Consider the following 12,086-nt stretch of genomic DNA (forward strand, 5'->3'; position numbering starts at 1 on the left):
GGGGCGAGGGCGAGCGGCCTTCGCCCCGCTTCTTGCTCGGCCTGCCCATGACTCGCGGCGCGAGCAGGGCCGCGAGGTCCGCGCCCGCCTACATCGTCGCCAGCAGCACGGCGTTGAGGGCCACCACCACGAGCCCCAGGCACACGAGCAGCGCGCGCATGCCACGTCCGTTGGCATAGGCGCCCATGACGGCCGGGCTACTCGTGAGCCAGATCTGCACGAACACCGTGATGGGCAGTTGGAGGCTCAGCAGCGCCTGGCTCCACACGAGGCCCGAGAAGGGGTCGGGCACGAGCGCTATCGCCGCGAGCGCCACGGCAAAGCAGGCCACGACGCCCACCGAGCTGTGGCGGTCGCGGATATCGTAGGGCTCGCCTGCCATGCCGGCGCTCACGGTGCCCGCCGCCATGCCGGCCGTGACCGAGCTCGACACGCCCGCAAGCAGCAGGGCCAGGGCAAAGATCGTGCGCGAGGCGGGGCCCAGCATGGGCTCGAGCGTGGCAGCCGCCTGCGCGAGGTCGTCGACGGGCGTGCCCGCCACGAAGAAGGTCGAGGCGGCCAGGATCACCATGGCGCTGTTGATGGCCCAGCCAATCCCCATCGACAACAGCGTGTCGACGAACTCGTGGTCGAGCCGCTCGCGGATGACCTCGTCGCCCGCGCCCTCGAAGTGCTGGCTCTGGATGACCTCCGAGTGCAGGAACAGGTTGTGCGGCATCACGACTGCGCCCAGCACCGACACGATGATCGCGGGCGAGCCCGCGGGCAGGGACGGCGTGACCCAGCCCACCGCGGTGGCCGGCCAGTCGACCCTCACCAGCATGATCTCTGCCAGAAACGCCAGCCCTATGAGCGAGACGAACCCGATGATGACGCGCTCGACGCGCGCGTAGGAGCCGGTGAGCAGCAACACGGCCGAGACGATGGTCACGAGCGCGCTGCCGGCCAGGATGGGAAGGCCGCAGAGCATCTGCAGCGCGATGCCGCCGCCCAGGACCTCGGCCATCATCGTGGCGGCGCAGGCCGCCCAGGCGCTCGCGAGCACGAGGCGCGACAGCGGGCGGGGAAGGTGCGCCGAGCAGCTCTCGGCCAGGCACTGGCCCGTGACGATGCCCAGGTGGGCCACGTTGTGCTGCAAGACGATGAGCATGAGGGTAGAGAGGGTGACGACCCACAGCAGGGCGTAGCCAAAGGTCGACCCCGCCGCCATGTTGGTGGCCCAGTTGCCCGGGTCGATGAAGCCCACGGTCACGAGCAGCCCCGGGCCAATCCAGCGCAGGATGTCGAGGCCGCCGGTGTGCCCCGTGTGCCGGGTGCCCCACAGGGCCCGCCTGATACGGCCGCGACCCGTGGAACGGGCGCCCATCTCGGCATCGCCCGTGCCGGGCGCAGCGGGCCGTTCGGGCGCGTCGCCCCGTGTGCCGGGCATGGCGGGCCGTACGGTCGTGTCGCCCCTCGTGGCCCGCTCGCTCGTGGTGCTCTTCTCGCCCATGGTGCCTCGATTCCTAGAAGTTAACTAAAGCTAACTATAGGGATACGGCATGGCTTGCGCTAGACTCGAAGGCCTGCAAATTCACGGGGCGCGCGTGCGATGGGCCAAGGGCTCCGCCGCGACCGCGCGCCTTGGGCTACGATGGGTGCGCGCTGCGCGAGGGGGTTGTTTTGACGAAGGTCGTCGTCTTCACGGATGGTTCGAGCAGGGGAAATCCAGGCCCCGGCGGCTACGGGGCCGTGCTTCGCTGCTACGACCCCACGGGCAAGCTCTACGAACGCGAGCTGTCGGCCGGGTACGCTCGCACCACCAACAACCGCATGGAGCTCATGGGCGTCATCGCCGCGCTCGAGGCGCTCAAGCGCCCCTGCGAGGTCGAGGTCCACAGCGACTCGCAGTACGTGGTCAACGCGTTCAACCAGCATTGGGTCGATGGTTGGAAGCGCCGTGGCTGGAAGAACGCCAAGAAGGAGCCGGTCAAGAACCCTGACCTCTGGATGCGCCTGCTCAACGCCATGGCACCGCATCAGGTGAAGTTCGTGTGGGTGAGGGGACACGCCGGCACCGACCTCAACGAACGCTGCGACCAGCTGGCCGCAGCGGCCGCCACGGCCCCGCGCGCTACGCTACTCAACGACGAGGGCTTCACGGATTAGGTTGCTATTGTTGCAGGCTGGCGTTCTCGAGGTTGACGCGGTCGACGACCGCGGGCAGCGCGTCGGCGAGCTCGCTCATGCGGCCGCTCCAGGCGGCGCCCCTGGGGCGGGCGTGCCCCACGTAGGCCGTGCGCATGCCGATGCACGGGCGCGGGAAGTCGCGGCTGGCGTCGTTGCCCACCATGAGGCACTCGGCGGGCGTGAGCCCCAGCGATGCGACGAACTCCTCGTAGTAGCGGGCCTTGGGCTTAAGGCGCGTCGAGTTGCCCATGTGGCTCACGCGCGCAAATGGGATGTCGGCGATGCCGGCCCAGCCCATGCGCACGCGGATGCACTCCTCGTCAAAGCTGGGGTTGGTGGCCAGCGCCACTACGAGGCCCATGTCGCGCGCCCTCTCGATGGCCGCGAGGCCGCCCTCCATGGGATGGGCGTTGGTGAGGCCGCCCGAGCGGTGGGGGAGCAGCTCGCGCTCGTAGTAGTGCAGGGGCTCGGCGATCGCGGGGTCTGCGAGGGGCACGCCCGAGAGGCGCTCGAACTCGCGGCAGAAGACCTGGGCGTTGGTGAGGCCGTCGGTGCGGCGCGCGCTGCCCATCGCGAGGTAGCAGTGGGCGAGTACCGGGCCAAACGAGATGGTGGGCCTGCCCGACACGCGAGCCATGATCTGCGAGAAGTCCGCGGCATAGGCGGTCATGAAGGCCGTTAGGTTGATGTCGAGCAGCGTTGCGTCCATGTCAAAGAGTACGGCCTGAATCATGAAACCCCCATCGTGTGCGTGTCGTCCCATTCTACCCACGTTGCGGCCCCGCCTCGCGCGGCCCCGCCGTCCTTGCGCGAGGCTTACAATACTGTGCGTTGAGCAGGCGCCCGCTCCGGTCGCGCGTCCCGCGCAAGCGGCTGCGGGGCCTGCGCGCCGCCGGTCCATCGCGCCCGTTTGCGGGGCGCACGCGTTTTGCCCTACCCATCAGGGTGGCCAAACTTGTTTCGGTCATGAAAAAAGACGTGGAATGCTGCAAAACTCCTTGAAATGTGATAGGGCAGACAGGTATCCTATCTGGACGTGTGAGTTCGGACGCTCACACACCATATCTGTCGGCCCCCGAGCGATGTAAATCCAAGCCGGTGGCTGTGGGCGAGCATCTTGCCCGGAGCTGCTGCAGGCGATGCGCATGAGCATCGGGGCCCCGTTTTCGAAAGGGGTCCACCTTTGAGTGAGATTCAGAACTCGTCCGTTTTCTCGCTAGACGATGTGTCCAACGAGGAGATGAACAACCTCATCGACGGCACCATCACCGATTTCGACGAGGGCGATCTTGTCACGGGCACCGTTGTCAAGATCGAGCGCGATGAGGTCCTGCTTGACATCGGCTTCAAGTCCGAGGGCGTTATCCCCGTCCGCGAGCTGTCCATCCGCAAGGATGCCAACCCCGCCGACATCGTGAGCCTTGGCGACACCATCGAGGCCCTCGTGCTCCAGAAGGAGGACAAGGACGGCCGTCTCGTCCTGTCCAAGAAGCGCGCCGAGTACGAGCGTGCCTGGAACCGCATTGAGGAGAAGTTCAACGCCGGCGAGAACGTCGAGGGCGAGGTCATCGAGGTCGTCAAGGGCGGCCTTATCCTCGACATCGGCCTGCGCGGCTTCCTGCCCGCCTCCCTCGTCGACCTTCGTCGCGTCAAGGACCTCAACGCCTACCTCGGCACCCGCATCGAGGCCCGCGTCATCGAGATGGACCGCAACCGCAACAACGTCGTCCTCTCCCGCCGCGTCGTCCTCGAGGAGGCCCGCAAGGCCGAGCGCTCCGAGATCCTCTCGAAGCTTCAGCCGGGCATGCGCCTCAAGGGCACGGTCTCCTCGATCGTCGACTTCGGCGCCTTCGTCGACCTCGGCGGCATCGACGGCCTGATCCACATCTCCGAGCTCTCCTGGAACCACGTCAACCACCCCTCCGAGGTCGTCAAGGTCGGCCAGGAGGTCGAGGTCCAGGTGCTCGACGTCGACCTCAACCGCGAGCGCATCTCCCTGGGTCTCAAGCAGACCACCGAGGATCCCTGGCGCTCCCTCGTCAAGAAGTACCCGGTCGACGCCATCGTCGAGGGCACCGTCACGAAGCTCGTCCCGTTCGGCGCCTTCGTCGACCTCGGTGACGGCATCGAGGGCCTGGTCCACATCTCCGAGATGGCCAAGCAGCACGTCGACGCCCCCGCGCAGGTCTGCAAGGTCGGCGACAAGGTTCAGGTCAAGGTCATGGAGATTGACCTCGATCGTCGCCGCATCTCCCTGTCCATGAAGGCTGCCGCCGAGACCCTCGGCTTCGAGGTTGCCGTCGAGCCCATGGACAAGCCCGAGGAGGAGGCCGCTGACGCCGAGTAGCGCTCAGCCCTCACATCTCTCGCATGTCGAGCGGGGTCGCCTTCGGGCGGCCCCGCTTTTTTGTTTGCGTGGGAGGTGGGACGCCCCCTCCGTCCCACCTCCCACGCCCGCACGTACGCGCATCGAACCTGTTGTCCCGCTTTTGTTACGCGCGGGCGCGGCTTTGGTATGCGTCCGGCAGGCTGGGTAGAATAGGTTCTCGAAAAGACGAATGGGGGAGACATGCCAAAGGGCGACTTCAAACGTAAGATGGACGACTCGCAGCGAAGGATGGTCGAGTGGGCGCGTGGCCGCAACGGCGCCGACGAGCTCTCGAGCGCCTGCACCAACGTCGCGGTGCTACTCGTCATCATCGACCTGTTCGCGCACACGACGGTGCTGTCGGTGATCGCCCTCGTGCTGCTTGGCTACTCGTGGTTCCGCATCACCTCCAAGGACGTCATGGCTCGCGCCCGCGAGAACTCCCGCGCCATAAGCGCGACTGGTCCCGTGATCACCTTCATCGCCAACCCCGTGGCCTTCGCGCGCGAGGCCAAGGCCTACGTGCACCTCACCTGTCCCAGTTGTGGCCAGCGCGTTCGCATCCCGCGCGGCAAGGGCAAGGTGCGCATCACCTGCCCCAAATGCCACACCCGCTTTGACGGAAAGGCGTAAGGCACATGCACACGACGTTTTTGGCCGGTGGCATCGCGTCGGGCAAGTCGACCGTCGCGCGCCTGCTGCACGAGCGCGGCGCCTGGCTGTGTGACCTCGACCAGGTCTCGCGCGAGGTGCTCGAGGCAAACAGTCCCTGGTACGAGGGTCCCAACCCCGTGCTCGAGCAGGTTGCCGACGAGTTTGGCCGCGACCTTCTCGACCCCGAGAGCGGTGAGCTCGACCGCCTGAGCCTTGCCATGCGCGCGTTTGCCTCGCCCGAGGCCACGGAGCGCCTCGAGGCCATCGAGATGCCTGCCATCAAGGAGCGCCTGGCCGCCATCCTCACCAACAGCTGCTGCGCGGCGACCGAGCCTGCGCTCACGGTGGTGGAGGTGCCGCTGCTCGATCGCATCGAGGACCTGCTGCCGCTCGCCGACGACGTCCTGGTCGTCACCGCCCCGCTGGCCCTGCGCCGCGAGCGCGCCCAGGGCCGCGGCATGGACGCGGCCGACTTCGACCGGCGCGTGCTCCACCAGCCCAGCGACGACTACCTGCGCGCGCATGCAACCCACGTAATCGACAACACCGGCGACGAGGCAGCCCTGGCGCGCGCGGTCGACGAGTGGTGGCACGAGGTGATGGGAGGCTCCGATGCCGCAGACTAGCCCCGCGGCCCAGCCAGAGGTCCAGCTCGCGGGTCACGTCGGCGCCGAGCTGCGCCGCTTTGGCGTCGAGGGCAAGGGCGTGCCGCTCAAGGTCGTCTCGCCCTACGAGCCTGCCGGCGACCAGCCTCAGGCGATTCAAAAGCTCGCGCGCGGCATCAACGAGGGCCTGCGCTACCAGACCCTCATGGGCGTCACCGGTTCGGGCAAGACCTACACCATGGCCAAGACCATCGAGGCCGTGAACAAGCCCACGCTCATCATGGAACCCAACAAGACGCTCGCGGCCCAGGTCGCGAGCGAGATGCGCGAGATGTTCCCCAACAACGCGGTGGTCTACTTCGTCAGCTACTACGACTACTACCAGCCCGAGGCCTACGTCCCGCAGTCGGACACCTACATTGAGAAGGATTCCTCGGTGAACGAGGAGGTCGAGAAGCTGCGCCACCAGGCCACGGCGAGCCTGCTGTCGCGCCGCGACGTCATCTGCGTGGCGTCCGTGAGCTGCATCTACGGCATCGGCAGCCCCGAGGACTACGCGGGCCTTGCCCCCAACGTGAGCAAGGAGGAGCCACTCGAGCGCGACGACCTCATCCACGCACTCATCGACATCCAGTACGACCGCAACGACATCGACCTCGCCCGCGGGTGCTTCCGCGTGCGCGGTGAGCGCGTCGACGTCTTTCCGCCGTACGCCGAGCATCCCCTGCGCATCGAGTTCTTTGGCGACGAAGTCGAGCTCATCGCAGAGATCAACGAGATCACGGGCGAGATTCTGCGCGAGTTCGACGCCGTGCCCATCTGGCCGGCGAGCCACTACGTCACCGAGCGCCCCAAGATCAACCACGCGCTCGATACGATCAACGAGGAGCTCACCGAGCGCCTGGCGCAGCTCAAGGCCTCCGACAAGCTGCTCGAGGCGCAGCGCCTGCGCGAGCGCACGGCCTACGACCTCGAGATGCTCGAGACGATGGGCTTCTGCAACGGCATCGAGAACTACTCGCGCCACCTCGACGGACGCAAGCCCGGCGAGCCGCCCTACACGCTCATTGACTACTTCCCCAAGGACATGCTCTGCATCATCGATGAGTCCCACGTCACGGTGCCGCAGATCCGCGGCATGCACGAGGGAGACCGCTCGCGCAAGATCACCCTGGTGGAGCACGGCTTTCGCCTGCCCAGCGCGCTGGACAACCGACCCCTGCGCTTCGACGAGTTCGAGGCGCGCGTTCCGCAGTTCCTCTACGTGTCGGCCACGCCCGGCGACTACGAGGAGCAGGTGAGCCAGCAGACGGTCGAGCAGATCATTCGCCCCACGGGCCTGCTCGACCCCAAGATCGACGTGCGCCCCGTGCGCGGCCAGATCGACGACCTCACTTCCGAGATTCGCGAGCGCGTGGCGCGTCACGAGCGCGTGCTGGTGACGACGCTCACCAAGCGCATGGCCGAGGACCTCACCGACCACCTGCTCGACGAGGGGCTCAAGGCCAACTACATGCACTCTGACACGGCGACGCTCGACCGCGTGGACATCATCCGCGACCTGCGCACGGGCAAGATCGACGTGCTGGTGGGCATCAACCTGCTGCGCGAGGGCCTCGACATCCCCGAGGTGTCGCTCGTGGCGATTCTTGACGCCGACAAGGAGGGCTTCCTGCGCAATCGCCGCTCGCTCATCCAGACAATGGGCCGCGCGGCGCGAAACGCCCACGGCGAGGTCATCATGTACGCCGACGTCGTGACCGACTCGATGCGCGTCGCCATCGACGAGACGCGGCGTCGCCGCAGCGTGCAGGAGGCCTACAACGCCGAGCACGGCATCGTGCCCAAGACGGTGAGCAAGTCGATCGCTGACATCTCGAGCTTCATCGAGGAGGCGGAGGACACGCTTGGCGACAAGACGCGCGACCGCCACGGAACGGGTAGCCACGGCGCGTTCGAGAGCCTGGTCAACGTCGAGCAGGACGCGCGTGCTCGCAGCGAGGCCACGGCCAAGTCCGTGGCGGCCGAGCTTGCCAAGAAGTTGCCGCGCGAGGAGCTCGTGAGGCTCATGGAGACCCTCGAGGCCGACATGGCCGCGGCGAGCGAGGCGATGGACTTCGAGCGTGCGGCCGAGCTGCGCGACCAGCTGGTCGAGCTGAGGAGCAAGGTCGAGGGCACGACGGAGGACGAGGTCATGGCCAGGCTCAAGGCGGGTGCTCGCAAGGGAAGCGCGCACGCCACGAGGCGTCGCTATCACCCGAGGAAGAAGTAGCGGATGCGCGTCCGTGGCGGCCGGCTGCGACGCACGGCTCGGATGGGCGCGACCAGACGATGACGCGGCCGCCGCGCGAGGCGTGGCGGCGGAGAGGGAGCGGACATGGGATTTGTGGGCAAGTGGCTGGTTGGCGCCATCGCCGTGGGCGTGGCCGTCTGGCTCGTGCCGGGCATCGACGTCGTGGGCGGCACGGTGGGCGCGGCGGCGTTCACGGCACTGTTCCTCGCCATCGTGAACGCGGTGGTAAAGCCGGTGCTGCAGGTGCTGGGCCTGCCCATCACGGTGCTGTCGCTGGGACTGTTCCTGCTGGCGATCAACGCGTTCATGCTCGAGCTCGCGAGCTACCTGTCTCGCAACATCACGCATGCGGGCATTCTCATCGAGGGCTTTGGAGCGGCGCTTCTCGGTGCCATCGTCATCTCGCTTGTCTCGATGATCCTTGGTGGCGTCATCAAGTAGAGAGACCCCGCGAGTGGTTGCTTTTGACCGACGATACAAGTGATGGGGCCCGGGCACGGTGGTGCTCGGGCCCTTTGCTGTGGGCGTCTTGCGTGCGGCGTGTCGCGGCTGTGCTTTAATGCGCTAAAGTAGATGCATCGATTGATGCGAGCGGCCGTTCGATGCGCGCCGCGAGGGGAGGGCGCATGGACGCACGAGAGGCTCTTGCCACCGAGCCGGCACGTAGGCTGGTGGCTGCGTTGTGCGAGCTCACGACCGCCAAGGACGTCGAGGCCCTTCTCGTTGACCTCTGCACCCCGCGCGAGATCGAGGACCTCTCCCAGCGCCTCGAGGTCGCGCGCCTGCTCGACGCCGGCGAGCCGTACCTCTCCGTCCAGGAACACACCGGCGCCTCGTCGACCACCGTCAGCCGCGTCTCAAAGTGCCTCAACGGCGAGGCGGGTGGCTATCGCACCGTCCTCGACCGCCTCTCCACAGAGTAGCGGCCGCCGCGCGCGCCCTGCGGGGCAATGGCGGCAGCCCTGTTGGCTGCGACCTTCTCGCAAGCAAAAGCGCGTGCCAAGTGCAGGTAGAAGTGCGTGCCAAGTGCGGTTAATTATCGAGCTGGAAGGCCAATAACTACCTGCGTTTGGCACGCGTTCTGAATAATTACCTGCTTTTGGCACGCACTCTTGTCGGTTGGCTCGGCTGTGCGTGCCCAACGAGACTAAATGGCCGCTCCGAGACCTTGAGATAGTCGCGTTTGGCACGCGAGTGGCGCATCGGCCGAGGGATTGTCGCGTCAGGCACACACCTTGGGCGAGTGCCCGGTGCGGCCGCCTATGCAAGGGCGAGCTCCAGGTGGCTCTTGGCCCTCGTGAGCGCGCTCTTGATGCGGTCGCGCTTCTCGGGGGAGAGGCGGTACGAGGGGGTCGTGACGCTCAGGCCATACTCGAGCATCCCGTGGCGGCGGATGCCCACGGCGATGCACTGCACGGCCTCGGTGGCCTCCTCGCGGTCGTACGCAAAGCCCGTTTCGCGCACCTCGCCCAGCTGGGCGATGAGCTCGTCGGCACAGTGGATCGTCGCGGCCGTGGGCCTCTCGAGCGGCTCGGCGAGCATCGAGCGCACCTCGGCCTCGGGCAGTTCACTCACGAGCACCTTGCCGATGGCTGTGTAGTGGATCGGCAGCGTGCGGCCAATGCTCGAGGTCAGGCGCACGGGCTGGGGCGAGTCGACCTTGGCCACGTACAACACGCGCCCGTGGTCGAGGACGCCCAGCTGGCAGGTCTCGCCACAGGCGTTGGTGACCTCGCGCATGGCGGCCACGAACAGCCCCATCGAGCTGCTCTCGCGGTCATACGACTTGCCCAGCAGGTAGGTCTTGAGGCCAATCGTGTAGCGCTTCGTTGACTCGTCGTAGGCGACGTAGCCCGAGTCTGCCATCGTGTGCAGGATGGGGGAGATGGACCCCTTGGGCGCGCTCACCTCGCGGCAGACGTCTGCCATCGTGAGGCCGGCCGTGGAGTTTGCCAGGGCCTCCAGGATGTCGAGCACGCGCATGGTCGAGCGATGCTGCGGCCTTGCCTCGCGAGCCTGATTCTCCACTATGTACCTCTCCTCTCGCGCGAGCCCGCGGCGTCCCTGCGGCCCTATCGCGCACTTGGTGCGCGCCCCGTAACGTCCCCGAGGCTCTCTCGCGCATCCACTCAACTACTTGCATAGATATTCTAATCATTTCATTGAACGTTCGTGTATGCGAACACCGTTCGCGGAAGGAATGCAACCGTTCGCGGCGAGCGCTAAAATGAAGTTGCCATCGGCCATCGATGGAATTAAGGTAGAACCGCGTTTTGGGAACACAGTTCGTAAATGCGAACGCAAAGCCTTCGCAGCCAGTCGCCGCACCAGGGCGCAAAGGGGAGGGTCGCGTGCGAGCTGCTACGACACCCACGTACCGAAGAGGAGCGCACATGCGTAACGGCGTCATCATTGACGAGAAGGACAACGTCGTCGTGGCCATCCGCCAGCTCGAGGCGGGCGCCGACGTCGCCTACCCGCTTCCCGCTGGGGGCGAGGGCCACGTCGTGACGAAGGAGGCCATCCCGCTCTTCCACAAGATTGCCCGCACCGACATCAAGAAGGGCGACAAGGTCGTCAAGTACGGCGAGTACATCGGCGTCGCCACCCGCGACATCTCGCAGGGCGAGCACGTCCACACCCACAACTGCGAGAGCTCCGACGAGCTCAAGGACACCGACGCCAATGGCGTGGGCACCGTCGAGACGACCACCGCGGCTGCTCCCGCTCAGCACGAGTGCACCCGCACCTTCCGCGGCTATCGCCGCGCCGACGGCCAGGTGGGCATCCGCAACCACGTCCTGATCCTGCCGACGAGCATCTGCGCGTCGGACACCTCCGAGCGCATCGCCCGAGCGGTTGCCGGCTGCGTGTCGTTCCACAACCAGAACGGCTGCAGCCAGGTCAACGTCGACCAGCAGCTCACGCTTGACACGCTCGCGGGCCTCGCCGCCAACCCCAACGTCTACGCCGTGCTCGCGGTGTCGCTGGGCTGCGAGGGCTGCCAGAACGACCTCGTGGTCGACGCCATCCGCAAGCGTACCAACAAGCCCATCCGCTCGCTCGTGATCCAGCAGGTGGGCGGGGCCATCAAGGCCATCGAGCAGGGCACGCGCATCGCCCATGAGCTCGTGGCCGAGGCCGCGGCCTGCGAGCGCGAGGACGTTCCCGTCTCCGAGCTCATCTTTGGCACCAACTGCGGCGGCTCCGACACCTCGAGCGGCCTGGGTTCCAACCCGCTCATCGGCGAGGTCTCCGACTGGCTTGTTGGCCAAGGCGCCACGACCGTCCTGTGCGAGACGCCCGAGCTCTTTGGCGGCGAGCACATCCTGGCGCGCCGCGCCGCGAGCCCCGAGGTGGGCGAGCAGGTCCTCAAGATCGTGCGCGACTACGAGAAGTACGTCCAGGGCTTTGGCGCCGAGATGCGCGAGGGCAACCCCAGTCCCGGCAACATGGCCGGCGGCCTCACCACGCTCGAGGAGAAGTCGCTCGGCTGCATCCACAAGGCCGGTCACAGCCCCATCAACGCCGTCTACCCCTACGCGGCCCAGCTCAAGAGCCACGAGGGCCTCGTGATCATGGACACCCCCGGCAACGACCCGTCCAGCGTGGGCGGCATCATCGCCGGCGGCTGTCAGCTCGTCATCTTCTCGACCGGCCTGGGCACGCCCACCGGCAACGCCATCGCACCGGTGCTGCGCATCACGGCCAACGGCCGCACCGCCCAGACCATGGCTGACCACATCGACTTCGACGCCCAGGCCACGATCTACGGCCCCGAGACGATGGAGGAGCTGCGCGACCAGCTGATTGACAAGATCATCGCGGTCTGCAACGGCGAGCCCACCTGCGCCGAGGCCCTGGGCTTCACCGAGACGGCCCTGCCGCACCTGTGCAACTACATGTAAGGCGCGGCGGCACCACCCGAGGCGCGCGAGCGTCTCGGCCACGAGGCGGGGAGCCATCCCCAACCTCGACCACCAAGGCATCATCGCGG

11 protein-coding genes are annotated in these 12,086 nt (G+C 66.9%); 8 read left to right on the top strand and 3 right to left on the bottom strand.

From position 1 onward, the window contains the following. Positions 1-88 precede the first annotated feature (88 nt). Positions 89-1,492 (bottom strand): Nramp family divalent metal transporter, encoded by a 1,404-nt coding sequence (locus Q3866_RS04695; protein WP_301829998.1) that lies wholly within the window; start codon positions 1,490-1,492, stop codon positions 89-91. A gap of 170 nt (positions 1,493-1,662) precedes the next feature. On the opposite strand from Q3866_RS04695, the gene rnhA reads away from it, so the two are divergent. After that, on the top strand, positions 1,663-2,148 hold the full coding sequence (gene rnhA, locus Q3866_RS04700; protein WP_301829999.1) for a ribonuclease HI: 486 nt from the start codon (positions 1,663-1,665) through the stop codon (positions 2,146-2,148). 4 nt (positions 2,149-2,152) lie between these two features. Here rnhA and Q3866_RS04705 read toward each other — a convergent pair whose 3' ends face one another. Then, positions 2,153-2,902 carry an HAD family hydrolase gene (locus Q3866_RS04705; protein ID WP_301830001.1) on the bottom strand — a complete coding sequence of 250 codons (750 nt, stop codon included), beginning with the start codon at positions 2,900-2,902 and terminating at the stop codon, positions 2,153-2,155. Between the two features lie 450 nt (positions 2,903-3,352). On the opposite strand from Q3866_RS04705, the gene rpsA reads away from it, so the two are divergent. The 6 genes from rpsA (at position 3,353) to Q3866_RS04735 (ending at position 9,012) form a co-directional block, all read left to right on the top strand. Next, entirely contained in the window at positions 3,353-4,516 is a 1,164-nt protein-coding gene (rpsA, locus tag Q3866_RS04710) for a 30S ribosomal protein S1 (RefSeq protein ID WP_293825732.1), read from the top strand. Positions 4,517-4,738: 222 nt separating this feature from the next. Further along, a complete protein-coding gene (locus tag Q3866_RS04715; protein WP_301830003.1) occupies positions 4,739-5,170 on the top strand; it encodes a zinc ribbon domain-containing protein in 432 nt (143 codons plus the stop codon). A 5-nt stretch (positions 5,171-5,175) separates the two neighbouring features. Continuing rightward, positions 5,176-5,817, top strand: a complete 642-nt coding sequence (coaE, locus tag Q3866_RS04720) for a dephospho-CoA kinase (RefSeq protein ID WP_301830005.1) — start codon at positions 5,176-5,178, stop codon at positions 5,815-5,817. Then, a complete protein-coding gene (gene uvrB, locus Q3866_RS04725) occupies positions 5,804-8,068 on the top strand; it encodes an excinuclease ABC subunit UvrB (protein WP_301830006.1) in 2,265 nt (754 codons plus the stop codon). The genes coaE and uvrB overlap by 14 nt, the downstream gene beginning before the upstream one ends. Before the next feature lie 105 nt (positions 8,069-8,173). After that, positions 8,174-8,530, top strand: coding sequence for a phage holin family protein (locus Q3866_RS04730; protein ID WP_301830009.1), 357 nt, complete (start codon positions 8,174-8,176; stop codon positions 8,528-8,530). Between the two features lie 185 nt (positions 8,531-8,715). Then, positions 8,716-9,012 (top strand): YerC/YecD family TrpR-related protein, encoded by a 297-nt coding sequence (locus Q3866_RS04735; protein ID WP_301830010.1) that lies wholly within the window; start codon positions 8,716-8,718, stop codon positions 9,010-9,012. A gap of 337 nt (positions 9,013-9,349) precedes the next feature. Here Q3866_RS04735 and Q3866_RS04740 read toward each other — a convergent pair whose 3' ends face one another. Next, a complete protein-coding gene (locus Q3866_RS04740; protein WP_301830012.1) occupies positions 9,350-10,117 on the bottom strand; it encodes an IclR family transcriptional regulator in 768 nt (255 codons plus the stop codon). A gap of 365 nt (positions 10,118-10,482) precedes the next feature. Between Q3866_RS04740 and Q3866_RS04745 the strand changes: the two genes are divergently transcribed. Beyond that, positions 10,483-11,997, top strand: coding sequence for a UxaA family hydrolase (locus Q3866_RS04745; protein WP_301830014.1), 1,515 nt, complete (start codon positions 10,483-10,485; stop codon positions 11,995-11,997). The last annotated feature ends 89 nt before the right edge of the window (positions 11,998-12,086 follow it).

Source organism: uncultured Parolsenella sp. (assembly GCF_958346945.1).
GTDB lineage: Bacteria > Actinomycetota > Coriobacteriia > Coriobacteriales > Atopobiaceae > Parolsenella.

Excerpts from the sequence above, each read along its gene's own strand:
- Q3866_RS04730 (WP_301830009.1), top strand. The coding sequence starts at position 8,174 with ATGGGATTTGTGGGCAAGTGGCTGGTTGGCGCCATCGCCGTGGGCGTG.
- Q3866_RS04745 (WP_301830014.1), top strand. The coding sequence starts at position 10,483 with ATGCGTAACGGCGTCATCATTGACGAGAAGGACAACGTCGTCGTGGCC.
- coaE (WP_301830005.1), top strand. The coding sequence starts at position 5,176 with ATGCACACGACGTTTTTGGCCGGTGGCATCGCGTCGGGCAAGTCGACC.
- Q3866_RS04705 (WP_301830001.1), bottom strand. The coding sequence starts at position 2,902 with ATGATTCAGGCCGTACTCTTTGACATGGACGCAACGCTGCTCGACATC.
- Q3866_RS04735 (WP_301830010.1), top strand. The coding sequence starts at position 8,716 with ATGGACGCACGAGAGGCTCTTGCCACCGAGCCGGCACGTAGGCTGGTG.
- Q3866_RS04715 (WP_301830003.1), top strand. The coding sequence starts at position 4,739 with ATGCCAAAGGGCGACTTCAAACGTAAGATGGACGACTCGCAGCGAAGG.
- uvrB (WP_301830006.1), top strand. The coding sequence starts at position 5,804 with ATGCCGCAGACTAGCCCCGCGGCCCAGCCAGAGGTCCAGCTCGCGGGT.
- Q3866_RS04695 (WP_301829998.1), bottom strand. The coding sequence starts at position 1,492 with ATGGGCGAGAAGAGCACCACGAGCGAGCGGGCCACGAGGGGCGACACG.